We start from the raw sequence: 24,478 nt of genomic DNA on the forward strand, positions 1-24,478 counted from the left end.
TAAAAGCAACTAATGGCGTTTGAAAATGCTAGGCGCGAGGTTTATCTACTGTTACGCATGATCGAAGATCTGCTACCCGTTGATTATTAAACACCGATGTTAGTAATGTCTTCATTAGTCACATGAGGGCACACCATGAAGAAGCATCCATGAAGGCGCATTTTCCGACGAACAGATCATCAGTATTCTCCGCGAAGCTGAAGCCGGGGTCTCTGCCCGGGAGGTTTGCCATAAGCACTTTATCCCCGGTGCGACCTTCTACATCTGGCGTAAGAAGTTTGGCGGCATGGAAGTGCCGTAAGTGAAGCGACTGAAGCCGCTTGAACAAGATAACGCCCGCCTCAGGTAGCTGAGGCGGAAAGTTCTGACGATAGACCAGAAGCGGGAAGCCGTGGAAGTCATGTGTGAGGCAACGGGTCTGTTGCAACGTCGTGCCAGCAGGATGGCCGGTTTACCCCTGTCAACATATCGTTATGAGGTTCAGCGTCCGTCTGCTGACGCGCAGTTATCCGCGCGCATCACTGAACTGACACCGGAACGCCGCTGCTTTGGATACCGGCGTATCTGGCAGCTTCTGCGGCGTGAAGGTCTTTACGTTAATCACAAGTGGATCTACCACATTCATCATTTTAACGGCTTGAGTGTGAAACGCAAACGGCATAGGGCTGGCGACTGAGCTGCTTCCGCCTCTGCGCTCGGATGCACCGAATCTGAACTGGTCGATGGATTTTTTCATCCGGGATTGCATTGACCAGCCGATAATTTTGCGTGAGAACAGATCAACAACCACGGCAAGATACAGCCAGCCTTCGTGGGTCCTGATGTAGGTGATGTCCGTTACCCAACGCTCATCCGGAGCATCCGGATTGAACTGTCGCTGGAGCCTGTTGGGCGACACGATACAGGCCTCGCCTTTACGTGCCCGCGGGCTCCGGTATCAGACCTGAGCCTTTATCCCGGCACGTTTCATCAGTCGCCAGACTCTGTTGACTCCGCACTGTTGCCCGCTGTCCCGAAGATCCAGATGGATCTTGCGATAACCATAGACGTATCCCGATTCCAGCCAAACTGTTTAATCTGTCCTGTCAGTCTCAGGTCTGTCTGATGGCGTTGTGAGTGCGGCTGCTGAAGCCAGGAGTAAAAGCCACCGGGATGAACATCCAGCACCCGACAGAGCAGGCGAACAGGCCAGCAACAGGTGTTGTCACGGATAAAGGCGTACCTCATCCGGACAGCTTTGCGAAGTACGCCGCGGCCTTTTTCATGATATCCCGTTCTTCTTCGGTGCGTTTTAGCTGCGTCCGTAGTTTCAGGATCTCGCTTTTAGCTTCCAGTAAATCCCGGGCATGCTGCTCGCTGTTATCAGGTTTGATAGCCCGTAGCCACTTGTAGAGGCTGTGTGCAGAGACGCCCAGACGGTCAGATACTTCGGCGACGGAATACCGCGTTCCGTTATCTGACGGACGGCTTCTTCCTTAAATTCAGGTGTAAATCGTGGTGTGCCCATACGCTCCTCCTATGCTCAAACTATAGGGCAGGATCGTCTACCGGGGCGGGGTCAGTCCATCGACGGCTCAGAAGTGTCTGGATTATCCGTGGCGATTCACTCAGCTAAATATCCACCATCAATTGGATAAACTCCTCCGGTACAGAACGCTGAATTGTCTGACAGCAAAAACAATATGAATTCTGCTATTTCTTGCATTGTTGCCATCCTTTTCATAGGGTGGCTATTTGCGAAACTGCGTACGATTTTTTCAGGGAACTCATCCATTCGTGGGGTATGGACATAGCCCGGAGCAACTGCATTGATTCGAATACCTTGACATGCATACTCCAGCGCTGCGGTTTGGGTTAAACCGATTATACCATGCTTAGCCGCGGTATAAGGTGCCAATCCAGGAATGCCAACCAGACCATTTACTGCAGATAAATTAACGATAGAGCCACCAAACTTCATCATCTGAGCTATTTCATATTTCAGGCAGTAAAAAACACCGCTCAATGAGGTGGCAATGACCTTATCCCAGTTTTCAACTGTCTGCTCTGTTATGTTTTTACCGTGCTCGCCTGTTATGCCTGCATTATTTACAGCATAATCAAGCCTGCCGAAATATTTGATAATATCATCTATCATTTGCCGTACCTGTTCGGGCTGTGATACATCACATCCGATCCCCATCGCTTCTTGCCCCTGTGAAGATAATAGTTTCGCTTTTTGTTTAGCCTGCTCTGATGCGCGGGATACTATGACCACCTTAGCGCCATGTTTGTGTAATTGCTCTGCGACAGCCTCACCTATACCTGCGGTACTTCCTGTTATAACAGCTACTTTATTCTGAAAACTCATAACTCCCCCTGTGACGTAGAATTGACTCTTACATCTGGGGTAGTATACAAATTGGCTGTGACAGTTTTTGTCAGTACTCTTTCCCCACACAGATCCCCTCTTTTATTCTCCATTTTTTCAATAAAACCGTCCTGTTTTCCCTATACATGGAATCCAGTTCCACAATTTCTTCGATTTTGTCAGTTCTAAAATGACGAAAATCATTTCTCATCTCACACCATGCAACCAAAAGCCAGCATGACTCCATACATACCAATGCGATGGGCCATATGACTCGAGAAGAGAAAACATCTTTCTTGTTACAGTATTTTATTTTAATTTTCTTTCTGTTTTTAATGGCGTTACGGACATCGTCAAAAAAGATCTCATTATTTTCCGTGGGGCCAGTCAGATAGGATTGGCTCTCAATAAGATTTTTTAATTTACCAGGAATAACAGCATGTATTTTTGCAAGTGCCTTTCTTGCGGTATTTTTGAAAGCATAATCCGTATTATGAGATACCCAATTTAACCCAAGTGTAATAGCATTAATCTCATCATGAGAAAGATTTAAGGGTGGTAAATGAAAGTCAGACTTAACGATATATCCAATTCCTGCGCATCCTTCAATGCACACTCCCTGTTGCTGTAGCGTTCTTATATCTCTGTAAAGGGAGCGTACACTTATTCCCAGTCTTTCTGACAAAGTGGATGCAGTAATCGGATATCGTTGCGCCCTTAATATCTGTAGTAATTCGAGAAGCCTTTCAGTCCTAGTCATGTTGAAAAATCCATCTTAATCCGGAGACAATAGCTTAAAGCACCTGTTGGATAAGCATCTTAGTACAAACCAACTATACATGCCTAAGTTGACCTGCTCCTGGTTGATTATCAAATGCAAATGTGAGTCCTACATCCCGGTTGTTGTGACAAACGCGAACTTCCGCTCCTCGCTCACAGTGGACCTTAAGCTCATTTAGTTTGTCCGTCCCGTGTCAGAAACTAGCGTTATCTCTCAGGATCCACCCGACTATTCATTAGGATGTACTGAGCAGCTTTACGCGCATATTGGTCAATCAAAGGCACTAGTCGAGTGAAATGCTCGCTGGCGCAGTGCGCATCAAGTGCCGTATGGTCAGGCCACTCTTCAACGAAAATAAAATGCCCCGGATCCTTTTCATCCCTGTACAAATCATAAGCAATACACAGAGGTTCTCGCTTCGTTGCCGCGATGAGCTCGCGGTATAAAGGGAAAACGGTGTCGACGTACTCGGGTTTGATAAAATCTTCGGCAATAACCTTTAGCATGCGTACTCCTTTATTAAAAATGGCCGGGACTTTTGATGGATAATGCCAGCGTGAAGAGCTATTTCAAACAGAAGGTGCGCTCTTCGCTCATTGCCGCCTGTCGCGTATTACAGATGGCTGCTATGTGCCAGGAGCGGACATGATGGTCACGAAACCTGTCCGCTGCGTGCTAAAACCGGACGTTAATAACATCTGGTTCTGCTAAACAATTGGGGCTAGGTCACCTGCATAATTGTTACTCTGGTGGTATAACTGAACAATACATCGGCCCAGTGTAGTCCATTGGTTCACCATTGATTTTGTCAACCATCCGATTTTTTTCATCAACCCAGCTCGTAAAAACTTCTAAGCGATCATGAATTAGAGGATGTTTATCGGCACATGCAGCAAGCAGGAATGCTATAGCCTGGCCTACCTCCGTGCATACAAGTAGTGCATAGTTCACATGCCAGCTATTCCGTCCATAAACACCGGTAAGCTCGAAGCCATGGAATCTTTCATCTACCTCACCCATGTCCGTCAAGTGATTAAAGATAGCTTTTTTATTTGGATGTGCTCCAAAATCGATAGCAGCTTCATAGTTGGCCATCACATACTCAGCCATTTCAGGAGAAATGGATTTTAATTCAATTGAGGCCTTCTTCACGGAGAACATTTTGCGACATTTATGAAGTGCGCTCTCAGTTTTGTGCCTATTTAACCATATCTTTTCCATCGCTTCGTTATGGGCGATCAGGTAAGCATAACAGGCGGACTCAAGCGCGGTACGAACGATCGGAAAGACTGCCACCAAGTGTCCAGATAGCGCCTGCCGTACTGCGCTAAGCAGCAGAGTATAGGAATTCATTGCCAAAAAACCGGTAATAGGGTTCACATCAAATTCATGGTCAAAAATCTCTTTTTGAAATACCTGATCCATCTGAAGAACCATATACATTAGCTGAGGATGTTCCTGTGCGTGATCGTTAGAGTTTTCAAGTGTTGCATTTAGATAATCGAGAAGAGTTCCTGCATTCATTTTCATTCTTTGTTTTCCAAAATATTTATTTACCTGATGTTATCGCATTCATTCAAAAATATAGTTTATTTAATCTCACCCAGGTGACAACTTCCGCTTCTCGCTCATAGCTGCCGGTCAAGTATGTGAGTCGAGAGTCTCTGGCCGATGGGCAGAAAGCGCTGACTGTCCAATGTGACTGAAAGGCAGACGTAATATGATAAGATTTCCGGCACTTACAGCTAATGCAATCAGACAAGACAACCCGGACGGCACTATGACGCAGAAAACACTGGCAGAACGCTTTGATGAACTGGAACTGGAATATCAGGAAATCATATCTACAACATATACAGCATACAGCGAGTTTTCGAGAAAAAACAAAGAATATGTGGATTCACCTAAATATAAAACCTGGATAGCCAGAGCTAAAAAACTAATTACTGATAGTTATGGAAAGGATTCTGATTTTTATAAGGGGTTTGTTGATGCAGAGAGCGGGTTTTATGCATCAAATCATAAAATTCTGACCAAAAAGTTAAAACCTGCATTTGATGCAGCGAAAGCAGATTTAGTTTATTCCGTTCCTGAAAAATCAGATGCTTTGGCAAATATAAATGATGAGTTAGAACTCATAATAAATATTCTCAATAAATTCCCTGCCTTTTGCCGTCAATTAAAGAAAAGGCACGATGGAAGGCCAACGATTGAAATTAGCGATGAATATGATGTACAGGATCTGGTTCATTCACTTCTGGTGCTGCATTTTGATGACGTTAGGGCAGAGGAGGCTTCACCGAGTTATGCTGGCTCGTCATCCAGACAGGACTTTCTGCTAAAGAAGGAAAAGATAGTCATTGAGGTGAAGAAAACCCGTAGAACCCTCAGCGCTGGCAAAATTGGAGAAGAACTGATCATTGATATGGCCCGTTACCGCGCACACCCGGACTGTAACACGCTGGTATGTTTTGTTTACGACCCTGATGGCTGGGTGAATAACCCGAAAGGAGTGATAAGCGATCTTGAGAGAGGAGATACAGAAGGAAATACTAGGGTGGTGATTGCCCAGTTCTGATATTGATTGTTGCCATCTGGATGGAATCCCCGCGCTGTCCAAGCCGGCGCCGGCATCTGTGATAATGCCTTGTGGCTGAGGGCATGCCGCTGCGGCCTGAACGATCGGCCCTTCATGCCGTGACCGAAGAGGCCTTAACATCCCTTGTGTTCCAGAAGCTGATGTTCAACGGAATTACGAAAGTTGAATCGTCTTGAGCAGGTCATATCGATTCTTGTCACCACCTAACCATCAAAAACGCCGGAGTACACACACAAGAAATGGATGCTAATTCTCCCGCTATTCGTCGTATGGCTGCACATTGTAATTACTAGAATGGGAGGGTTTACTAACTGAAGGAGTAGAAAATGGCAATTCAAGGAATTGGAAGTGCGGCTTCGCTATTGAACACCATCGGCAGAAAAACAGAGCAGCAACTTGATTTCAAAAATCAGATGGCAAAAGCGACCGATAACCTAAACGCTATATCGTCAGGCAAGGCGCAAGCTTCAACCATGAGCAATGGCGCAACACAATCGAGGACTGCGGTACAGGAAGACATTGTACGCTATGCACAAGCCAGCTCACAGGATGCAGAAAGACTCGCTCATGATATGGCTTACAGTCGCAGCGATATCTGCTATGACCTGAGTGAATCGATCAAAACCAACAGGATGGAAGACGTCAAACTGGCTTCCACCGGAGAAAAAGTTGGAGATGATTACAAGAGTCAGTTTTACCTGAGCGCATCAAAAATCGATGCGCAGCGGATGCAGATTTACAATACGGAGAAGGCAAAAGGTACCGACCCTGTCATTATACTGAGTAAAATGATGGACTTCACAAACTCCCAATCAAAAGACTACCTTTCCGCTACGGGATGGGTGGCTTAATTAAATTTGGTACCCAAAAGCCAGACTCCGTGCCGTATGTTTGACACCATGGTCATTAATAGAGGCAATTTATAACTTTTGCCTCTGATGGCGCTATCAATGGAGGTTTGTGCCAGGAGCGGACATTGCAGGAATCACAATGTGTTAATCAACGGGTAGCTGGTCAGCAGCGCTACACCATGAGCCGTTAATGGCGCAGATTGACGCACTGATGGCTCATGTCGAAGAACCGTAGTCAAAAAAACCGAGGGGTCGGCAACAGAGTAATCACTGTATTAAATGATATTACTATACCCATATAGGGCGCGGTGCTAAGTTAATAAAGGACATAGCCGTGCTATTCATGGAGGTTTACTGTGAGCCTATATGTTTTTTATTACAACGAGTCTGGCGCAAGAGTCTTTACCAAAAGTAGTGTAAATGATGAAGCAAAAGAGCTTCTCAAGCGTAAAGGGTACAAAAAACATTTTTTCGAGGTTGAAGCTACAAGTGCCAAGGAAGCTATTGCGAAGATGAAAAGCAATGACGATGAATATCTTAAAGAATTAAAAGATTATTCTGACAGCCTTCTTTTTGTTGGCCTTGTTGGGGTTGCGTCATTTTTTTAAAAAGTAGTGGCGGTGATCTGCTCACCGCCAATTATGTACGGAACACATCCGATGGTAGTAACCTGCGAACTTCCGCTCCTCGCTCATCGCTGCCGGTCAGATAGCAGGGGAGCAAACTGCCATGGACAGAATCCCCGCGCTGTCCAGGCCGCCACGGACTGAACGGGCGACCCTTCATGCCGTGGCCGGAGAGGCCTGGATGTCGCCTGTGTGCCAGGAACGGACTTTGATGGACTCGTGGAAACTCCATTGTAATGAGGCGTATATCTGACAGATTCCTATTCGATACGTTTCACATCAGGATGACGCTCTGTTGCTGCCTCATGAAAAATATCGCCCAACCAGCCCGGTATTTCGGTTTCTGTCATATCGTCCGGAATAGCAATGTCGTAAAGCCGGGAGAATTTTCGTTCCGTCAGGTCTGCGCGGAATACCAGCCAGCGACCACCTTCACGCTTGACCCCAATATGTCGTCCAAAAACGTTGTAGATCAGCACTCCCGGCTCCCTTTCAAGAATTTTGCAACTGAGATGGTATAATCAACTTATGATGATTACTTAGTCAATAGATGCAAAATGTATACCCTCCGCTCACAGCGGACTTCGCGACACATCAGGCGGTTCACTACGTGCCATAAGCTGACATTGTTTGACCTGCTCACGGTTGATTATCACATGCCAGTATTAATCCTACATCTGATACATAATGGCTTAAAGACCATTTTTCGCTCATAGCCGACAGTAAGCTGTCTCTCATTGCCAATGATCAGATTGGCTGTGAGCAATGAATGCTACCAATAAAAATTATGTAATTTCATTAGTTGTATCTTATATTAATATTGATGCACTCCAGAAAGTTGGAAGAATGAGACGAAGAAATGAAACACTCTAAGTTAAAACATAATAAATTGCCATATAAGTTATTGATATATTCATTTATTTCATTTTGTTTGTCTCTCATGGTCGGAGTTTTAGTTTCAATAAAATTAAGCAATGACCTTAAAAAATTAGAATATGCCCGCACTTCTGCAGTAGCAACAACATTTGCGTCTTCTGTTAAGTCTGTCCTTGACAGGACGTTGACTGCGACTCGTTCTTTGGCTGTTATGGTCTACCAGTGTAAAGGGCATGTTGAGTCGTTTGCAGATTTATCAAAATTTCTTCTTCCTATGTATAAAGGTGCTTACGCTTTATCTTTGGCACCGAATGGAATAATTCGCCAGGTTGAACCTTTGAATCGTAATCTTATAGTTCGAGGGCATGATTTATTTGAGGGCCAGGATAAAGATAAAGTTATAAGCTCTTTGTCTGAAAATAAAATCGATTTCTTCGGACCATTTGAATTAATTCAGGGGCCAATAGGTGCGATCGGGAAATTACCTGTATTTCTTTCAGATAATGGTAGGAGATATTTTTGGGGATATACTGTTGTTACATTGGAACTTCCCGACGCGCTTGAAGATGCTAACCTTAAGGCCATGGTTTCTCAAGGATATGCCTACCTCTTGTCAGGAGTGGACCCACATACTCATGAGGTAAGAATCTTATCCAGTTCTCATATTCCTGTTACAGGAGGAGTATGTGAGGATATTCCTATTGCAGATATTAAATGGAAACTTTGTGTCTCTCCGATAGCTTCAAATAAAGTCAAGGACCAAAAATGGTTTGAATTTATTTTGATCTTTTCTGTAAGTCTTTCAATTGGCGGGCTGACTTATGTATTTTTTAAATTAAGAAAAACCACTTCTGATTTGGCGAAAATTGCTCTTTTTGATCCACTTACAAATTTACCAAATCGACGTCAAATGTTCAGGGTGCTGGAAAAAACCATTTTTTCAAATTCATTAAATAATTATGTGAGTGCAATAATTTATATTGATCTTGATGGTTTTAAATCTATTAATGATAATTTAGGACATAAACAAGGAGATCAACTTCTTGTCGCAGCAGCCTTACGGATTTGTGACGCTGTCGATACTAATGACTTGGTATCACGCATTGGAGGAGATGAGTTTGTGATTATAATTAAAAACATTTATTCTTATGAAGAGTTAAATAAAAAAATAAAGGGTGTTCTAAAGATGGTAAGTAAAAGACTTTTTCTTAAAGGTGAAGTGGTTAGAATATCCGCGAGTATTGGTGTTATTTTAATTAATAAAGGCTCTCAATACAGTGCGGATTTTCTTCTTTCAGAAGCCGATAAGGCTATGTACGTTGCCAAAGCATCAGGTAAAAATATGTTTTATCTAAAAGAAATTTAACCGTATTTACATAGTCATTTACTTTTATAGCCTTTGACTACCGTTCCATTCATCTACCTGAACTTGCTCCCCATTGCTCAGGACTCCTCAATGTAAGTATGAATCCCGAACTTCGGCTCTTCGCTCACAGCAGACATCCCGACACTTCAGGCGGTCCACTTTGTGCCAGAAGCGGACGTTACCGCCAATTGAGTTGACTTGCGCACAGAGTGCTATGGAAGTCTGGTGCTTTTCATTTCATAAAATGTCCCGGGTACCGGCAGGTCTATATGTTTCTGAGCAGTATTATTTTTTTCTGATCTGATGAAGGCGAAAGGCCGAAATGGCGTCCATATTCCCGACTGAATTGCGTATGGCTTTGGTAGCCGACAGCATGTGCTATGGCTGTGATGCTGTCGCCAGTTGTGGCTAACTTCAAACGAGCCTGCATCAGGCGAAGACGTTTTTGGTACTGGACAGGGCTGAGCGCGGTGACCGCCTGAAAGTGGCGATGAAATGCGGAAACGCTTAATGCCGCCATGGCGGCCAGCTCTTCTACCCGCACGGCTTGCATATAGTGTTGTTTCAGCCAGTTAATCACCTTATAGATGCGGGCAAGATGCGATTCCGGCGTGGCAATATCACGCAACATCCAGCCCTGCGGCCCCTGAAGAACCCGGAATAAAATCTCTCGTTCATACGCAGGAGCTAAAGCAGAAATTTCCTCTGGCTTGTTGAGCAGTCGCAGCATTCTCAGCCAGGCATCAAGCAATTCGGACGTAACCGGGGCGACAGAAAATCCGGCGTTATAAAGATGCGTTTTACCTGAACCCGGCATTCCATCCAGTAATTCAGCAATAATCTCAGGCTTCGGTGTCAGACTCACCGCAAGATAGGGCGCCCCGGTTCGCTCATCGACAAAGACTTTGCCAACGGCGGGCAGATCCACCGACATAACAAAGTAAGTGGCAGGATTGTATTGCCAGGTTTTATCTCCCACCGTCATGCTCTTCGAGCCCACGAGTATCAGATTAATCATCGGCTCATAGACAGCAGTAAGCCGGTGCTCAGGAATTTCCCCCTGTACCATCGCGACACGCGGTATAGCGGTTGCGGTGATTATATTCCCGGCTTTTGAAGCCAGCAGGCGCAGTTCAGCTAATTTTTTTTCCATCCTGTTTAAATAACACGGCATGGGATCGGCAACAAGATTAAAGCAGGATTAGGCAAATATCTGAGAGGATTACAGGAGTCACCGTCCGACGCAGGGCGTAACCTTATATACGTCATCCTTTTCTTTCAGGAGCTTTCATGAAAAATGTTCTGATTACCGGCGGAAGCCGCGGCATTGGGGCCAGTACGGCGATTGAGTGTGCGCGTCGTGGCTTTGGCGTCATCCTGACCTGGAACAGCAAGCCGCAAGCCGCCAGCCAGGTGGTTGAGCATATTCAGGCCGCCGGAGGGCATGCACTAGCGTTGCAGTTAAACGTAGAAGATACCAGCAGTTTTAGTCAGTTTCGTTCAAACCTCGAAGACATAATGGAATCACACTGGGAAGCCAGAGGACTTCACGGGCTGGTCAACAATGCAGGATATGGTCTTTATAATCCCATAGAGACAGTCACTGAAACGCAGTTCGACAGCCTAATGAACGTCCATTTGAAAGGGCCTTTCTTCCTTACCCAGACGCTGCTACCACTTCTACAACCGAATGCTGCAATTGTTAATCTCACCAGCGCCACCACCCGCGTTGCAACCGCCGGTGTAGCGCCGTATGCAACATTCAAGGGTGGCCTTGAGGTACTGACACGCTATATGGCGAAGGAGTTTGGTGAAAGAAAGATCCGGGTCAATGCCGTGTCACCCGGTCCAATTCGTACTGAGCTTGGTGGCGGTTTAAGTGATGAATTCGAAGCATTGCTGGCCGGACAAACAGCCCTTGGCCGAATTGGCGAGCCTGACGAAGTTGCCCGTGTTATCGCCGGTTTACTGTCTGCCGACTGTGGCTGGATTAATGCCCAGACGATAGAAGTCACGGGCGGTTATAACATCTGATTGCGGAGCTTTTATGCTTGACCATATCTTTATTACCGTAAGTGATACTGAGCGTTCAATCGTTTTTTATGAGCGTGTTCTGCCCCTTCTCGGCATCACCAACCGTCACGATTATGATGGTAGCAATGGCCCATCAGGCCATCCTGACCTCAAGGGATTTGGTGCCAATGGACGCGTGTTTTTCTGGCTAAGATCGGGTACGCCTTCTCCTCAGGCCGTTCATGTCGGGTTTGTGGCAGATTCCGAAATCATGGTTAACCATGCTTATGCTGAGGCCATCGCCGCAGGTGCCACGGAGATTCACTCGCCAGGTGCGCAACTGCATTATGACCCGCGCTATTACGCCGCTCAGGTCAGAGACCCGGATGGATACAGTCTGGAGTTTGTCTATAAAAGCTGGCAGCACGGACGCTGAAAACATCATGCTGCAAGGTAAGCACAGGGGTGTGATCCTGGCAATGCCCAATCTGATTCCTCTTTAAAGATGCGATATCTTAATGAAAAAACTCATGATTTACGGTGCGTCAGGCTATACCGGGGCGATGATTGCACGACACGCGCAGGAAGCTGGCCTGCAGATAATTGTTGCCGGTCGCGATGGGGAAAAACTGGCAGCGATGGCTTTGAAAATGGATGTCGCGTTTCGGGCTTTCAGCCTGGATGATCCTGACACAATTGATAGTGCCCTGGAGGATATTGACGTACTCATAAATTGTGCCGGTCCGTTTATGTATACCGCAAAGCCGCTAATCACTGCGGCAATCCGCCAGAAGGTCCATTACCTTGATGTGGCCGCTGAACTGGACAGTTACCAGTTTGCTGAAATCTTCGATGACGTCGCTGTTTCAGCAGGTGTGATGTTACTGCCTGGCTGCGGCGGAAGCGTGGCAATGCTGGGATGTCTGGCAGCCCACGCTGCCGCGGAGATCAAAAATCCGGCCCGTATCTCGCTGGCACTGCATGTCACCGGAACGATGTCACGTGGCTCAGTGGTAAGCGCAAGTGAGAATTTATCAACTGAATGTCTGCTGCGCCGTAACGGTCAGTTGATGCAGTGCGAGTCAACTGAGTTGCAAAACTTTGATTTTGGCAAAGGGCCGCAAGCCTGTTTTCCCGTAACGCTTCCTGATGTCATTACCATCTGGAAAGCAACGGAGATACCTGATATCGAGACTTTTGTATATCTTTCCGGCGAAGGGTTTCCGCAGGGCAATTTGGCTGATTTGCCCGATGGGCCGACAGCTCAGGAGCGTGAAGGCAGCCGTTATCAGGCCGTTGCGGAAGTCATGAATGCAGATGGCGATACCCTGCGTATGTTGCTGGATACGGTGAATGGATACAGCTTCACTGCTCTGGCGGCTGCCGAAGCAGGTCGTAGAGTACTGGCGGGAGAGTGTCGTCCGGGATTCCATACTCCTGCCGGGTTATTCGGTAAACATTTTACCGAGACCATAGCCGATACCCGGATTGTGGCATTTGACGATCTACGCTGAACAAAAGGAAATATTCTGGTGTTTCTGAACTGATGATAAAAGCATTCAATATTCATCCGCCTGTTAAAAATGGCTCGCATCAACGGGGCATACTTTTGCTGCGTTGCTTAGTCTGACTCTGACACAGAACAGGAGTTTTTATGTCTGTCATCGACCATATTGAAATTTCAGTGAAAAATGCACCTTTATCACTACGCTTCTATCAGCAGGCACTTGAACCATTAGGCTTCAGGCTGGTGATTACCCAGGGGCCGGCCCAAACGCGAACTGGTGGATTTCGGTATGGGCTTGGTCCGCAAGGTTATCCCCGGTTGTGGTTGCATGACAATGAGGAAATCGGTGCGCCGCTGCACCTGGCTTTTTCTGCTGATGAGCGCAGCACAGTGGATCAGTTCTGGGAACGGGCACTTCTGGCGGGCGGGAAAGATAACGGAGCACCGGGGATCCGTAAGCACTATCATTCACAATATTATGCAGCTTACGTTTTTGATCCTGACGGTAATAATCTGGAGGTCGTCTGTCAGCAAAGCATGTAAAATAATCAAGTTGTCCATGCCCAGCATGACCTGCTCCCGGTTGATTATTACATGCCAATGTTAGTCCTACATCCCTGCGGTTATGACAAATGCGAACTTCCGCTCTTCGCTCACACCGGACCTTCAGCTCAGTTATGTGTTCCGCTTCGTGCCAGGAGCGGACGTTGCTAACTTCATGTTAAGTTGATGCGCAGGGATCCAGTCAAAAACTAAGAAGAGGTTCATATGTCTTCACAATCTATACAATTAGTAAAAGCCATTGCTGATATAGCCATCGCACTTGAATTTACCGACGAGAACCTAATTAATCCTGATGTAGTTATTGAGATGCAGGAAAGTATTGCAGGAACTCTTCAGTCCCTTGATGAAGTTAATCGAAAAGATATAGCGGAGGCCTTTGAAAGTATATCGACTCATTACAATGGAGAGATCGCAAATTATGTCAGGTCTCTGCCTGCCAATTATGGCATCAAGTAAGGAGATAAATACCGGTCAGTTATGCCGGAAATACACCCCCAACCTATAAGCGGTTGGGGGATAGTAATAATGCCTGGCTGAGCTGCCCGCGAATAAAGTCGTTATTTTTTAGGGGTGATTTTTGTCACTGAGCCTGTTTGCGCTTTATCCCCGGTCGTACCATACATAGATACCAGATAAACAGCACCATCAGGCCCGGCGGTCAAGTGGTTTGGCGTATCATCCATTGGGATATTAGCGACCAGTTTACCGTCCTTGTCCAGAACAGCTACGGTTCCGCCTGCGCGCGTGGCGGCGAAAACCTGCGACGTCACGGGATCCCAGACAACAGATACGCCACCGGCACCAATGTAAGTATCCGCGACAACTTTACCGTCCGCATCAAGAACCACGACATTGTTCGTCTCCTGGGACGCGACGTAAAGACGGCCGGTCTTCGGATCGCGAGCGATGTCGGTTGCGCCTTGCGCCTGAGGAACTTTCACCGTCGTACTCTTGCCCGTCTTGAGATCAATCCAGCCCACCCAAGGGGTATCGCGGCTGACACCGTAGAGTTTCCCACCCGCACTGTCGAGGGCCAGATCGGTATTGTTAAACAGCTCGCGCCCACGATCTGCAACGAACTCCATCTGACCGATATGTTCCAGCGTTTTGGTGTCATAGACCTCTATGAAACCGGTTAACGCGGCGCTGACATAGGCCCGATTGTGGGCTTCATCAATCACCACATCGCGTGGATGGGCGACCGACCCTTCCGGGAAGACTTTCACAGCGGAAAGGGTTTTGGCGTCATAGACGGTCACCGTCTCAGCAAGGGTGTTCGTCGTCCAGACATGATGATGGACATTATCAACACCGACGCCGAAGACACCAATCTGCTCACCCTTTTTGTCTTTAGGCAGCGTAGCCTCCGCTTCGACAGCCAGCGTTCCGGCGTTCAGTCTTATCAGGCGGCTACCATCCTTCGGACCGCGTGCGGAGGTGACGAACAGCTTCCCGTCGGCCGAAATTGCCGACTGGTAAGCTCGCTCACCGACCGGTGTTGTTTGCAGCCTGAAAGCCTCGGTGTTTTTCGCGGGAATAACCTGGGACAATTTCAGCATGACCTGCGAAACGCTCGCGGGATTTTGCGTGATGACAGTGAGTGGATGAAGGCCTGTCGCGGCATCAGCCGGAACGGTCAGAGGAATAGTGAGGTTTCCCTTCTCGTCGGCGGTCAGTGGTTTCGGGGTCAGGACTTCAGTACCATTCAGCATGGTGACGTTTGCCCCCGCCGGCAGGCTCTTGATCGATATAACCGTTTTGTCTCCAGGCTTAACAGGAACTTCCCGTGACCCGGCACGGATGCTGCCTGGGAAGGTCGTGGTGGCGGCTGCCCATTGGCTATCGGCGTATGCCGTTGTGGCGGTTGACATCGCAATAGTGGAGGCCAACAGCACTAAACGGACCGAAATTCTTCTCATCTTATCTCCATAAATTGTATTGATGCTGCATCTCAGCGCAGCCACAGGTTATTCCCCACGCGGTGAGTCTTACCTTCCGCCATGAGAAGTCGATCTTTTTATTTCTGCATTCAACATAGCATATTGATGCAAATAATTATCATTACTATCTTGGGTGGTATTTTTAAATACGGAGGTGTTTGATGTGCAGCGGGAGAACGAGCTGAAGATTTTTCGATAAGGGGCCGCCGTATGCTTGTTTCTGGCAACGTTCATCTTTTGGAGACTCGGCCCCCATTGCTAAGAAGCTGTACTTCTCAGGGGGGTTCTGCTGAGGAGAGGATGTATATTTGCAGCTCAGCACAATAAGAGTCAGAAAAGCTGAGACGATTTAGTAGATATCTCAACATCCGCTCCTCGCTCAGAGCGGCCCTCTCGTTCCCATAGGCGGTCCGCTTCGTGCGAAGCTGACATTACTAAGTCCGCACTGCATTAATTTGTGGGCGCAGGTTTGGGGGGCAAACATGCACGACTTGCAGTGGTTAAAACTGCCGAAACAGTTTAATCGCAGATGGAAATCAAAAGTTGCAGCATAACTACCATCATCTTGCCCTTTATCATGTGAAAACATTAAAACTCTGTAGACTCAATTCACCGCCGCCTTGCCTATACCAGAAAGGCAGCGGTTATTGGCGGATCAAAAAACATGAATCGCTCGGGTGGCTCCTGCGAATCAATATTCTGACTTCAAGCTGATACTAATCAAAGGCCACTTATTGTGGCCTTTTCTCAACATTAGGGATGCCTATGAAAAATGTTATGGTGTTCTTCAATCGGCAGCCAGTGGTGGTTGTTAGGGTTGTAGATGGCACTACCACAATACTCCGTGAATACCCGAATGGTGAGGAAGCTCATCTTAAGATTATGTATGCGGGAGTTCATTCGCTAACTGGCGATCATACTGAGTTTTGTGTAGCCTCAGACAGAGAGATTACATCACATGAAATCGTCGAAGCTGCAAACAAACTTTTGAAATAGCTTGATCTTGTTAATTTCTGAAATTAAAAAAAGCCTTCTAAGCGAATGCAATATTGAGGTACAGCATCGGTTCTTATTTTCAGTTCCTTCAGTTCCCGCTGAAGGTATGGACTCATCCATAAGTCATTCCCTGGGTCGGGGTGCGCATCCTTTAAGAGCCTCTTCAAGTGTGGTCTACAAACCATTTACAACAAGCGTAAACGGAAGAATTAATTTAAAAAAGTTTTATTAATGGCAGAGGAAAGACTATCACGGCATTACAACAGGCATTCACTGTGTGTCTGTGATACTGCCAGGAAAAAATCTGGCAAGCGTCAGCTGCGGCTCGACACCAGATGTCCTGCGAGCGAGGCGACCGGCATCGGCGGCGTGGGCATTGCAACCCACTCCCGATTTACCGGTGGCGTGAGGGATGATTCCTGAGCGCCATCATGGAAGATAACCTATGATTTATAAAAGGTTGGGTATGAAAAAGGAGTACATATATGAAACCTGAAGAACTGGAGCGTAAAGCTGAGCAAGAAATTTCTGCTCTTATTACTAAAAAAATCGCTGAGCTACGGAAAAAAACAGGCAAGGAAGTTTCTGAGATCGAGTTTATGCCGAGTGAGACCCTGTCCTGTCTTGAGGGGTATAAAGTAAAAATAAAGCTTATGTAAAACAAATAGGTCGCTTAGGCGGCCTTTTTTATTGCTCTGACCTGCTCCCCGTTGATTCACACGGAATGCTGTTAGCAATGTCCGCTGTTCGCTCTAAGTGGATTTGCCAATCCTTTTCTGGCTGCTTTATGCCAGTAGCAGACATTGATAACATTGAGATATGTTAATTTATGGGGAGCAGGTCAGCGTAAGCGCTGCTTGAACTGAATATATTTCTGAGGAGCTAGTATGCTCGGTGCGTCGTTCCAGCAATTTACAATTGAATCCTTAATGGCAAGCTCTGCACTGCGCGGGGGACTAACAGCATTGCATAAGTGCAAATATCATGATAAGGGAAGCTTTTACAGTGCATTTTTTCAGTTATCAATAGGGTTGGAAAGATTCTTTAAAATTATATATGTGGTTCAATATATGATTGAGAATGACTTGGAAAAGCCACCGTCAAAGCAACTGCGACTGATTGGACATGATATTAATTCACTGCATCAGAATGCAGTATCAGTCGCTGTAAAATATAAAATAAAAGATGAAGATAAATGGATGCTGAATGAGGAACAGTCCGAAATATTAACGATGCTGTCAGAATTCGGAAGGGAAACACGATACTATAATTTAAATATCATTGTAGAGGATAAGAAAGTCACAAACGATCCATTAGAGCAATGGGGAGAGATTCTGGAAAACTGTTACTGGAAACATATTTCCCCGGCAAAGCGAGAAGAACTACAAAGGAACACTCTCGCGTGGGCAGAAAAGAACAGACTTTATGGATTCACATCTTCGTTTGGTCTTGATGGGCAAATAATGACACATGTAGACCAGTACCTCTTAAACTGGAAAGTAATAAAAATTTCACCATTTATTTCATGGGGAATAATAAGTATGCTCCAGCCGTATTACGGTTTACTCATTTCACTGAGAGATGCGGTTCAGTTAAAGGAAGAGGAAAAAGGGATCAAAGACCCTCTGGTGCCTTATTTTCATGAAATATTCCCGTACTTTCTTTTGGATAAGGCAAGAGCTAAAAGGCGCAGAAACTGGCTCCTTTGAGGGAACTGCCATGAGCTGGATGGAATTGCCTTGGCGTGCAGACCAGTGCAGGAATGACGAAGCCGGGCGGGTTTAGCGGCCGTTCCTCGGCCGGCGTCAGCCTGTACCATAACTGTTTGCCGGTATCAGTGACAATGCCGCTGAGACTGCGGACATGCCTGCATCGACCTGAATTGGCGCCCTTCTTGCCGTAACCGCAGAGGCCAAGATGTCTCCTGTATGCCAAAAGTGGAAAGCCAATCGAAGAATATACTTATTATATTTCATTAATAAAAGCCGGTGTATTTACGGGTTCAATGTCAAAAATGTATTTAATAATACCTGCTTTCAGGTTCTCTTCAATCCCACTTCTGAAATCTAAGATACTTGAGATTGTTGCATCATGTTGCAAATGATGTCTCCAATGAACCTCATTTTCTCGACCGTGAAAAGAAAGCAATTTAGTTAAAGCCATATGCGCAAACATTCCCGATTCTTCATCAATTATATTATGCATAATTACGTGAGAATCAGAGTGTGATTCTGTTGTAGTAAGGTTCCAAGAATGGAATAGTTGCTGAGCAATTGGCGACAGACATCTTAATTTCTCATTATCACCGTTAGTGAAATACACATCATCTATGACCATACGCCAGTTTTGTTGTATCCCTTCATCTGTTTTTAAGACTTCAATAAGCTTATCTTTCTTAAAGCTAATATGGACACCTGAATTAACTTGTGGAGTGTAAGAGAAGTCGCCGAGAACTTTACTCATCAAGCTATTTCGCATTGCATCATTGAAATTAAGATTAAAATTCTTATTGGCCTTCGTAAATACGTCTAAATCTACCAAACTCCAAATCCCATATCTTCTCCAAGCAATTAAAACGGGCAGTCCTAACATTTTCCCATAAGCCCTTAATCTAGATACGTAATCAGGCCGAAAAGACAAAACATTTCCCTTGCAAGACTTAACCTCAATTAAAACAGTAGTATTACTTGCTCCACGCACGTTAAAGTTTGCTAGTAAATCAGGAACCTGAAAAGTATCGTTAGAACTAGTCGGATACTGCTGCTGATCTAATTTATGAACTAAGTTACATTGACCGAGCCAACCACAGATAATAGAAAACTCGTCTTCTAACGGAAGGCCTATATTAAGTCTATTTACTCGTTCAGCGATAGCTGTAGCGTCAGCAGCCCAACTTAGCTGCTCCAGAGATTCATGAATAAGTCTCTCTAAATCCGAAGGTTTATCTTTCAAGGTGTCACCTATTTTATTTAAATGAAAATCAATAAGTTAATTATTATTAACTATCTATTTTGAAGAGCGCAAGCGTCCAAGTGATGGCGTAAGTATCCCAGAAATCCACGCCAGTAACTTAGAGGTCCCCTCCAATCCGGCTAAGTCAACGTCCGAACCTCGCTTATGGCGGCCATTGAGTACTGCCAGTCCGGACGTTCCATGCCAGACGTGAGCGTTACAAGCATAGTCTTACATCAATTTAAGGCACTGCTCACTTGCTCATAGCTTGAACTGAAAGTATATGTATTAGATATAGTTTGCCTTTTAGAGCGCATCAGTTTATGAAAAAGACCGTGGAATATGCTCTTGAAGAATCGCACCTTTTCACTGGGACGCGTTTTCTTTTTCTGGGTGAGGCTATACACGGAGTGTCAGAATTTACTAGATTAAAAATGGAAATTGCAGGTCGATTTTTCCGTAAATTAACAGTTTTAATATTTGAAGCCGATAGCAGCGGAATGCTGCTTTCGCATCAACGTAGCGAAGATGCTAGTTCTCGTCTCGAAAACTTCCCACTTATTATGAGAACTCAAGAGATGCGTGATATGCTCACGTGGGCAATAAGCAGAAACATTCCCTGTCTTGGCATTGACCCTATTCCTCGCAGACCTTTAACTGATTTTCCTCAACCATGGCATTCGAAACGTAATCAGGAAACTGCTGATTATCTTAAGGCTAAATCATCACAGTCTTTTTTTGAATGGCGTGACTTTCGAATGGCTAACCAACTGATTAATTTGACCTCATACTATCCGGAGCATCGAATGTTGATTATGCTACATAATATGCATATAAAACGATTTGGTAGCCAGGAGACGAAAGAACTAAAACTTAAATCAGTACGAGAATACTTTGATGATATTTTCCCTCAGCAAAGCTGCTCTATAGCTCAACTCGCAAGAAGTGGCACTGCGTTACACAATGATTTAACACTATTCAATTTTAAAATAAACGACCCATGCTCCCTAGAAAACTACTCAGGGGCGGCTAGCTGTATTTTTCTGACTGAGTCACAAATACCGGATACTTGCATTTCATGGCACCACGCTTTCGAACGCGAAACAATAACACCTAAAAAGCAATATGATGGATGCGTTATCTTTAAAGAAGTACACCCTCCTGCGTTTTGATGTCTGCTTCTCGCTCATATCTGCCCTTTAAACCCTGCCTTTGGGCAGCTATGTGCTAAATGCGAGCATTCCTAACGTAAGGTGAGTTAAAATATGGGAGCATATCAGTAGTGGTAAATGACTGGTCCAATATCCGTTTAAAGTTTTACCCCTCTGAGTCGATAAGATAAGGATCAACACAAACGCAAGGTGATGCACATGTATGGAAAACTGGTCATTACGGGAATAATGGTAATGTTGTTGAGTGGATGTACAGCGGGGTTTAGGCCTTCGCTGGAGGACTATAAAGGTTCAGATGCAGCGCGGATTCGTGCTGCATCTGATGGCAATACAGCCCTTCAATTTTACGAAAAACAGGTAAGTGGTTGTTATAAAAAAATTTTAGAGCGCCGAGTTACTGCTGGTCTGGCTATTGTCGGTATTCCTGTCACAGGAAATAAAAAAATTGGAATGCCAGAGTCATCTAACAACAAGGGCGTTTTCATCAATGAATTTACTATCAAGCCAGGGCAACTGGTGACGGTAATTCATTACTGGACCCAATCTGGGTACAACCAAAATACAGAACGATCTGCCTCGTATAGATTCATTCCTCAGCCAAATCATGATTACGATATCGTCGTTATCGGCTCAGAATTTGCCGGAGATAGCGTATCGGTAAAAGATCTGGATAAAAACGCTAAGATAGTGAGTTGGGAAGGTAAATACTGCCCCTCTGGTATGTTCGATTAATTGCATGACGCAGGTCTGTACGAACAAGAATCTGGTTTAAGTCCACTCAGTGGGCTTTTTCATGCGGTGCAGCGAACGAACAAAAAGGGAAAGAGTTAGCGGCGTATCCAGCAAATGTCTGACGTGACAAAACGCCCCATTGTGCCGCTATCTTGGCGTAAAGGTGTTCATCGGCAAAATACAGCAAAACTGTATTACACACCTGCTGCCGATGGCGACGCGTACCGATAAAGGTATTCTCCTGGCCGAAGAGTTACTATTCTATCTCCGGCAGAACAATGTGATAATCCCCGCGATTGATGTCGTGGAGCGTACCTGTGCGGAGGCTATGGCAGGCGGCGATAAAATCGTATTTCAGACCCTGAATGCCCCGCTAACCCCGGCTCACAGGGATGCTCTGGATCGTTTATTTGAGTCCTCAAATAATCAGTCTTCCAGGCTGACATGGCTTCTGCAACCGCCGGGTAAAATCAATGGTAAGAACGTGCTGCAACACCTTGATCGGCTCAGTAGCATTGAATCGCTGGCATTACCGGAAGGCATAGACCGTACTATTCACCAGAACCGGTTGCTGAAACTGGCGCGTGAAGGCCGAAAGATGAGCTGCCGGGATTTGACCAGATTTTCAGCAGCGCGGCGTCATGCGATCCTGGTGTGCGTGCTGGAAGAAGCCAGAGCCACACTAACAGACGAAGTGATTGAGCTGCATGAGCGAATGCTGAACAGCCTTTTCAGCAAAGCCAAAAGAACCCAGGCTGAGCGCCTTCAGCAGACCGGAAAGCTAATCCAGTCAAAACTGAGGCAGTGCATCGATGTCGGCCAGGCACTGTCTGAAGCGCGTGATTCCGGTGGCGATCCATGGCTCGCAATAGAAAACATACTCCCATGGCCTGAATTTGTCGCCAGTCTGGAGGAAACACGCCATCTCGCCAGAAAAAATAATTTTGACCCGCTGCATATTATTACCGAGAAATACAGCACATTACGGAAATATGCCCCGCTCATGTTGTCCGCTTTACAGTTAATCGCAACCCCGGCAGCGCAACCTCTGGCTGATGCGCTGGTTGTGATCAAGGGTATGTACCGGAAGCAGTCGCGTAAAGTTCCGGCGACAGCGCCGCTTGAGTTTGTCCCTGAAAGCTGGCGCAAAGTGGTGATTACACCTGCGGGTATTGACCGGCAGTACTATGAATTTTGTGCGCTCAGCGAGCTTAAGGGTGCATTGCGCTCCGGGGACATCTGGGTTAAAGGCTCACGCCGCTACAAAAACTTTGATGATTACCTCATTCCCGAAAAAGGACTTTGACAAACTCACACCGGCGCTGCCCCTGCCCGTATCTGCTGATTATCATGAGTACATTACCAGCCGTATGACTCTGCTTCAGTCCAGACTTGAAGAGGTCAATGCCATGGCTGCCCTTGGTGAGCTGCCCGATGTGGAAATATCTGACAGGGGAGTAAAAGTCTCTCCGCTGGACAACATCGTTCCGGTGCAGGTTTCACCGCTGGAAGAGCTGGTTTACAGCATGCTACCGCGCCCTAAAATCACGGAAATTCTCGATGAGGTAAACAGCTGGACGACATTTACCCGACATTTTTCTCATATAAAAAATGACATCACCCGTCCCGATACCCGCCTGCTTCTCACCACTATTCTTGCGGATGGTATCAATCTTGGCCTGACCAAAATGGCGGAAGCCTGCCCTGGGAGCACCAAATCATCACTGGAAGATATCCAGGCATGGTACATCCGCGACGAAACCTATTCAGCCGCCCTCGCAGAGCTGGTAAACGCGCAGGGGAAAAGACCACTGGCGGCATTCTGGGGAGACGGGACAACGTCATCATCAGATGGACAGAATTTCAGAACCGGCAGCTCAGGCCGCTACGCAGGGCAGGTTAACCCGAAATATGGGCAGGAGCCCAGACGACAGTTTTATACCCATATATCGGATCAATACAGCCCGTTTTACGCCTGTATAATCAGTCGAGTCAGGGATTCAACCCATGTACTAGATGGCTTGCTGTACCACGAAAGTGACCTGGAAATCAGGGAGCATTACACCGATACCGCGGATTTCACCGATCATGTCTTTGCCCTGATGCATCTGCTGGGGTTTGCATTCTGTCCGCGAATCAGGGATCTCCACGACAAGAAGCTGTTTATCAAAGGGAAAGCGGACCAGTACCCGGCGCTTCAGTCACTGATATCAACGACCAGCCTGAATCTGAAAGAGATCGAAATTCATTGGCGTGAAGTGCTGCGTCTGACAACCTCGATAAAGCAGGGAACAGTGGCGGCATCCCTGATGCTGAAAAAGCTTGCCAATTACCCCAAGCAAAACGGACTTGCCAAAGCACTGAGGGAAATTGGCCGTATTGAAAGAACGCTGTTCGTGCTCGACTGGTTCCGCGATCCGGCACTTCGTCGCAGGGTACAGGCGGGACTTAATAAAGGAGAAGCCCGTAACGCGCTGGCGCGTGCGGTATTCCTGCACCCGGCTGGGTGAAATCAGGGACCGAAAACCGGAAAACGTCCGTTTTCGTTCCATTGGCCCTCAAACCCACATTAGCACGTAATGTGGGCTGGTGGAGTATTTCAGTTGTGGTAAATGTGAGCAGAAATCTGCGCTGATTGTGAGTCCTTACATCTTCTGAGACCGGGTAAGACCACTGTATTTTTTTTGGTCTTCCCCTGTTGTGGTGGCTGTTCAACTTTTCTGCTATATTTTTCACATGCAAACTGCGGATTAGGAATCATGTATGACGACTCAGCTATCTGGAGGTTGTTTGTGCCAGTTTATACGCTTCAGAGCAGTTAATCCTGGAATCCCCCACTCATGTTCCTGCGACCTTTGCCAGAAACATACAGGAAGCCAGACTGTTGTATGGCTGGAGTTTTCGTCCATAGATGTGCAATGGACTGGTGAAGGAGGTAAACCTTCTTTGTTCCGCTCTTCTGAAACATCAAGTAGGGCTTTTTGCCCACGATGTGGTAGTTCTCTTGGTGCTATTGATGACGGTCCTGTAGTTGCTCTATTGTCCGGTGTTTTTGACCAATGCCACACTGACATTTTTGCTCCTGATTCTCATTCTTTCCAGGATATGAAACCGGAATGGTGGCGGCGAATTTTTCCAGACAATATTTATTAA

23 protein-coding genes and 3 pseudogenes are annotated in these 24,478 nt (G+C 46.2%); 17 read left to right on the top strand and 9 right to left on the bottom strand.

Annotation, left to right across the window (positions count from 1 at the left end; translation table 11 throughout):
- Positions 1-145 precede the first annotated feature (145 nt).
- Positions 146-737: pseudogene (locus ABU190_RS17725) on the top strand (transposase); the annotation flags it as partial.
- On the opposite strand, the pseudogene ABU190_RS17730 reads toward ABU190_RS17725, so the two are convergent.
- From ABU190_RS17730 to ABU190_RS17750, 5 genes and pseudogenes are all read right to left on the bottom strand, one after another.
- A pseudogene (locus tag ABU190_RS17730) lies at positions 728-1,507 on the bottom strand (IS3 family transposase); the annotation flags it as partial. The pseudogenes ABU190_RS17725 and ABU190_RS17730 overlap by 10 nt on opposite strands.
- 96 nt (positions 1,508-1,603) lie before the next feature.
- Positions 1,604-2,350: an SDR family NAD(P)-dependent oxidoreductase gene (locus ABU190_RS17735; protein WP_354692001.1), complete on the bottom strand. Its 747-nt coding sequence runs from the start codon at positions 2,348-2,350 to the stop codon at positions 1,604-1,606.
- A 70-nt stretch (positions 2,351-2,420) separates the two neighbouring features.
- On the bottom strand, positions 2,421-3,110 hold the full coding sequence (locus ABU190_RS17740) for a YafY family protein (protein ID WP_354692002.1): 690 nt from the start codon (positions 3,108-3,110) through the stop codon (positions 2,421-2,423).
- Positions 3,111-3,337: 227 nt separating this feature from the next.
- On the bottom strand, positions 3,338-3,637 hold the full coding sequence (locus ABU190_RS17745) for a putative quinol monooxygenase (protein ID WP_354692003.1): 300 nt from the start codon (positions 3,635-3,637) through the stop codon (positions 3,338-3,340).
- A 235-nt stretch (positions 3,638-3,872) separates the two neighbouring features.
- Positions 3,873-4,661: a hypothetical protein gene (locus ABU190_RS17750; protein ID WP_354692004.1), complete on the bottom strand. Its 789-nt coding sequence runs from the start codon at positions 4,659-4,661 to the stop codon at positions 3,873-3,875.
- A 250-nt stretch (positions 4,662-4,911) separates the two neighbouring features.
- On the opposite strand from ABU190_RS17750, the gene ABU190_RS17755 reads away from it, so the two are divergent.
- The 3 genes from ABU190_RS17755 to ABU190_RS17765 all read left to right on the top strand — a co-directional run bounded on the left by ABU190_RS17755 (position 4,912) and on the right by ABU190_RS17765 (position 7,189).
- Positions 4,912-5,709: a malate dehydrogenase gene (locus tag ABU190_RS17755; protein ID WP_354692005.1), complete on the top strand. Its 798-nt coding sequence runs from the start codon at positions 4,912-4,914 to the stop codon at positions 5,707-5,709.
- Between the two features lie 347 nt (positions 5,710-6,056).
- Positions 6,057-6,581, top strand: coding sequence for a hypothetical protein (locus tag ABU190_RS17760; protein WP_354692006.1), 525 nt, complete (start codon positions 6,057-6,059; stop codon positions 6,579-6,581).
- 356 nt (positions 6,582-6,937) lie between these two features.
- Complete coding sequence (locus tag ABU190_RS17765) at positions 6,938-7,189, top strand: hypothetical protein (protein ID WP_354692007.1); 252 nt, start codon at positions 6,938-6,940, stop codon at positions 7,187-7,189.
- 278 nt (positions 7,190-7,467) lie between these two features.
- Here ABU190_RS17765 and ABU190_RS17770 read toward each other — a convergent pair whose 3' ends face one another.
- The gene (locus ABU190_RS17770) at positions 7,468-7,686 is read right to left on the bottom strand and encodes a hypothetical protein (RefSeq protein ID WP_354692008.1); all 219 of its coding nucleotides are present in this window, start codon (positions 7,684-7,686) and stop codon (positions 7,468-7,470) included.
- Positions 7,687-8,066: 380 nt separating this feature from the next.
- Between ABU190_RS17770 and ABU190_RS17775 the strand changes: the two genes are divergently transcribed.
- Entirely contained in the window at positions 8,067-9,449 is a 1,383-nt protein-coding gene (locus ABU190_RS17775; protein ID WP_354692009.1) for a sensor domain-containing diguanylate cyclase, read from the top strand.
- A gap of 265 nt (positions 9,450-9,714) precedes the next feature.
- Here the strand turns inward: ABU190_RS17775 and ABU190_RS17780 are convergent, their stop codons facing one another.
- On the bottom strand, positions 9,715-10,602 hold the full coding sequence (locus tag ABU190_RS17780; protein WP_354692010.1) for an AraC family transcriptional regulator: 888 nt from the start codon (positions 10,600-10,602) through the stop codon (positions 9,715-9,717).
- Positions 10,603-10,739: 137 nt separating this feature from the next.
- On the opposite strand from ABU190_RS17780, the gene ABU190_RS17785 reads away from it, so the two are divergent.
- The 5 genes from ABU190_RS17785 to ABU190_RS17805 all read left to right on the top strand — a co-directional run bounded on the left by ABU190_RS17785 (position 10,740) and on the right by ABU190_RS17805 (position 13,989).
- On the top strand, positions 10,740-11,483 hold the full coding sequence (locus tag ABU190_RS17785; protein WP_354692011.1) for an SDR family oxidoreductase: 744 nt from the start codon (positions 10,740-10,742) through the stop codon (positions 11,481-11,483).
- A gap of 13 nt (positions 11,484-11,496) precedes the next feature.
- Positions 11,497-11,898: a VOC family protein gene (locus tag ABU190_RS17790; RefSeq protein ID WP_354692012.1), complete on the top strand. Its 402-nt coding sequence runs from the start codon at positions 11,497-11,499 to the stop codon at positions 11,896-11,898.
- An 82-nt stretch (positions 11,899-11,980) separates the two neighbouring features.
- The gene (locus tag ABU190_RS17795; RefSeq protein ID WP_354692013.1) at positions 11,981-12,976 is read left to right on the top strand and encodes a saccharopine dehydrogenase NADP-binding domain-containing protein; all 996 of its coding nucleotides are present in this window, start codon (positions 11,981-11,983) and stop codon (positions 12,974-12,976) included.
- 140 nt (positions 12,977-13,116) lie between these two features.
- Positions 13,117-13,512: a VOC family protein gene (locus tag ABU190_RS17800; RefSeq protein WP_354692014.1), complete on the top strand. Its 396-nt coding sequence runs from the start codon at positions 13,117-13,119 to the stop codon at positions 13,510-13,512.
- 225 nt (positions 13,513-13,737) lie between these two features.
- Entirely contained in the window at positions 13,738-13,989 is a 252-nt protein-coding gene (locus ABU190_RS17805) for a hypothetical protein (protein WP_354692015.1), read from the top strand.
- A gap of 101 nt (positions 13,990-14,090) precedes the next feature.
- Here the strand turns inward: ABU190_RS17805 and ABU190_RS17810 are convergent, their stop codons facing one another.
- A complete protein-coding gene (locus tag ABU190_RS17810; RefSeq protein WP_354692016.1) occupies positions 14,091-15,452 on the bottom strand; it encodes a beta-propeller fold lactonase family protein in 1,362 nt (453 codons plus the stop codon).
- Between the two features lie 786 nt (positions 15,453-16,238).
- On the opposite strand from ABU190_RS17810, the gene ABU190_RS17815 reads away from it, so the two are divergent.
- The 3 genes from ABU190_RS17815 to ABU190_RS17825 all read left to right on the top strand — a co-directional run bounded on the left by ABU190_RS17815 (position 16,239) and on the right by ABU190_RS17825 (position 18,178).
- Complete coding sequence (locus ABU190_RS17815) at positions 16,239-16,469, top strand: hypothetical protein (protein WP_065370178.1); 231 nt, start codon at positions 16,239-16,241, stop codon at positions 16,467-16,469.
- 485 nt (positions 16,470-16,954) lie between these two features.
- The gene (locus ABU190_RS17820) at positions 16,955-17,128 is read left to right on the top strand and encodes an addiction module toxin, GnsA/GnsB family (RefSeq protein ID WP_354692017.1); all 174 of its coding nucleotides are present in this window, start codon (positions 16,955-16,957) and stop codon (positions 17,126-17,128) included.
- A gap of 228 nt (positions 17,129-17,356) precedes the next feature.
- Positions 17,357-18,178 (top strand): hypothetical protein, encoded by an 822-nt coding sequence (locus ABU190_RS17825; protein WP_354692018.1) that lies wholly within the window; start codon positions 17,357-17,359, stop codon positions 18,176-18,178.
- 256 nt (positions 18,179-18,434) lie between these two features.
- On the opposite strand, the gene ABU190_RS17830 is transcribed toward ABU190_RS17825, so the two are convergent.
- Entirely contained in the window at positions 18,435-19,421 is a 987-nt protein-coding gene (locus tag ABU190_RS17830; RefSeq protein WP_354692019.1) for a hypothetical protein, read from the bottom strand.
- A 323-nt stretch (positions 19,422-19,744) separates the two neighbouring features.
- Here ABU190_RS17830 and ABU190_RS17835 point away from each other — a divergent pair, with 323 nt between their 5' ends.
- The 4 genes and pseudogenes from ABU190_RS17835 (at position 19,745) to ABU190_RS17850 (ending at position 24,478) form a co-directional block, all read left to right on the top strand.
- Entirely contained in the window at positions 19,745-20,593 is an 849-nt protein-coding gene (locus ABU190_RS17835) for a hypothetical protein (protein WP_354692020.1), read from the top strand.
- 198 nt (positions 20,594-20,791) lie between these two features.
- Positions 20,792-21,325, top strand: a complete 534-nt coding sequence (locus tag ABU190_RS17840) for a hypothetical protein (protein WP_354692021.1) — start codon at positions 20,792-20,794, stop codon at positions 21,323-21,325.
- A gap of 139 nt (positions 21,326-21,464) precedes the next feature.
- Positions 21,465-23,875, top strand: a pseudogene (locus ABU190_RS17845) (Tn3 family transposase); the annotation flags it as partial.
- Positions 23,876-24,088: 213 nt separating this feature from the next.
- Complete coding sequence (locus ABU190_RS17850) at positions 24,089-24,478, top strand: GFA family protein (protein WP_354692022.1); 390 nt, start codon at positions 24,089-24,091, stop codon at positions 24,476-24,478.

It is taken from the genome of Phytobacter sp. RSE-02 (assembly GCF_040578655.1).
Taxonomy (GTDB): domain Bacteria; phylum Pseudomonadota; class Gammaproteobacteria; order Enterobacterales; family Enterobacteriaceae; genus Phytobacter; species Phytobacter diazotrophicus.

Excerpts from the sequence above, each read along its gene's own strand:
- ABU190_RS17840 (WP_354692021.1), top strand. The coding sequence starts at position 20,792 with ATGTATGGAAAACTGGTCATTACGGGAATAATGGTAATGTTGTTGAGT.
- ABU190_RS17745 (WP_354692003.1), bottom strand. The coding sequence starts at position 3,637 with ATGCTAAAGGTTATTGCCGAAGATTTTATCAAACCCGAGTACGTCGAC.
- ABU190_RS17815 (WP_065370178.1), top strand. The coding sequence starts at position 16,239 with ATGAAAAATGTTATGGTGTTCTTCAATCGGCAGCCAGTGGTGGTTGTT.
- ABU190_RS17740 (WP_354692002.1), bottom strand. The coding sequence starts at position 3,110 with ATGACTAGGACTGAAAGGCTTCTCGAATTACTACAGATATTAAGGGCG.
- ABU190_RS17795 (WP_354692013.1), top strand. The coding sequence starts at position 11,981 with ATGAAAAAACTCATGATTTACGGTGCGTCAGGCTATACCGGGGCGATG.
- ABU190_RS17850 (WP_354692022.1), top strand. The coding sequence starts at position 24,089 with ATGACGACTCAGCTATCTGGAGGTTGTTTGTGCCAGTTTATACGCTTC.
- ABU190_RS17750 (WP_354692004.1), bottom strand. The coding sequence starts at position 4,661 with ATGAAAATGAATGCAGGAACTCTTCTCGATTATCTAAATGCAACACTT.
- ABU190_RS17800 (WP_354692014.1), top strand. The coding sequence starts at position 13,117 with ATGTCTGTCATCGACCATATTGAAATTTCAGTGAAAAATGCACCTTTA.
- ABU190_RS17790 (WP_354692012.1), top strand. The coding sequence starts at position 11,497 with ATGCTTGACCATATCTTTATTACCGTAAGTGATACTGAGCGTTCAATC.
- ABU190_RS17755 (WP_354692005.1), top strand. The coding sequence starts at position 4,912 with ATGACGCAGAAAACACTGGCAGAACGCTTTGATGAACTGGAACTGGAA.
- ABU190_RS17775 (WP_354692009.1), top strand. The coding sequence starts at position 8,067 with ATGAAACACTCTAAGTTAAAACATAATAAATTGCCATATAAGTTATTG.
- ABU190_RS17825 (WP_354692018.1), top strand. The coding sequence starts at position 17,357 with ATGCTCGGTGCGTCGTTCCAGCAATTTACAATTGAATCCTTAATGGCA.
- ABU190_RS17780 (WP_354692010.1), bottom strand. The coding sequence starts at position 10,602 with ATGGAAAAAAAATTAGCTGAACTGCGCCTGCTGGCTTCAAAAGCCGGG.
- ABU190_RS17805 (WP_354692015.1), top strand. The coding sequence starts at position 13,738 with ATGTCTTCACAATCTATACAATTAGTAAAAGCCATTGCTGATATAGCC.
- ABU190_RS17760 (WP_354692006.1), top strand. The coding sequence starts at position 6,057 with ATGGCAATTCAAGGAATTGGAAGTGCGGCTTCGCTATTGAACACCATC.
- ABU190_RS17810 (WP_354692016.1), bottom strand. The coding sequence starts at position 15,452 with ATGAGAAGAATTTCGGTCCGTTTAGTGCTGTTGGCCTCCACTATTGCG.
- ABU190_RS17835 (WP_354692020.1), top strand. The coding sequence starts at position 19,745 with ATGAAAAAGACCGTGGAATATGCTCTTGAAGAATCGCACCTTTTCACT.
- ABU190_RS17785 (WP_354692011.1), top strand. The coding sequence starts at position 10,740 with ATGAAAAATGTTCTGATTACCGGCGGAAGCCGCGGCATTGGGGCCAGT.
- ABU190_RS17735 (WP_354692001.1), bottom strand. The coding sequence starts at position 2,350 with ATGAGTTTTCAGAATAAAGTAGCTGTTATAACAGGAAGTACCGCAGGT.
- ABU190_RS17820 (WP_354692017.1), top strand. The coding sequence starts at position 16,955 with ATGAAACCTGAAGAACTGGAGCGTAAAGCTGAGCAAGAAATTTCTGCT.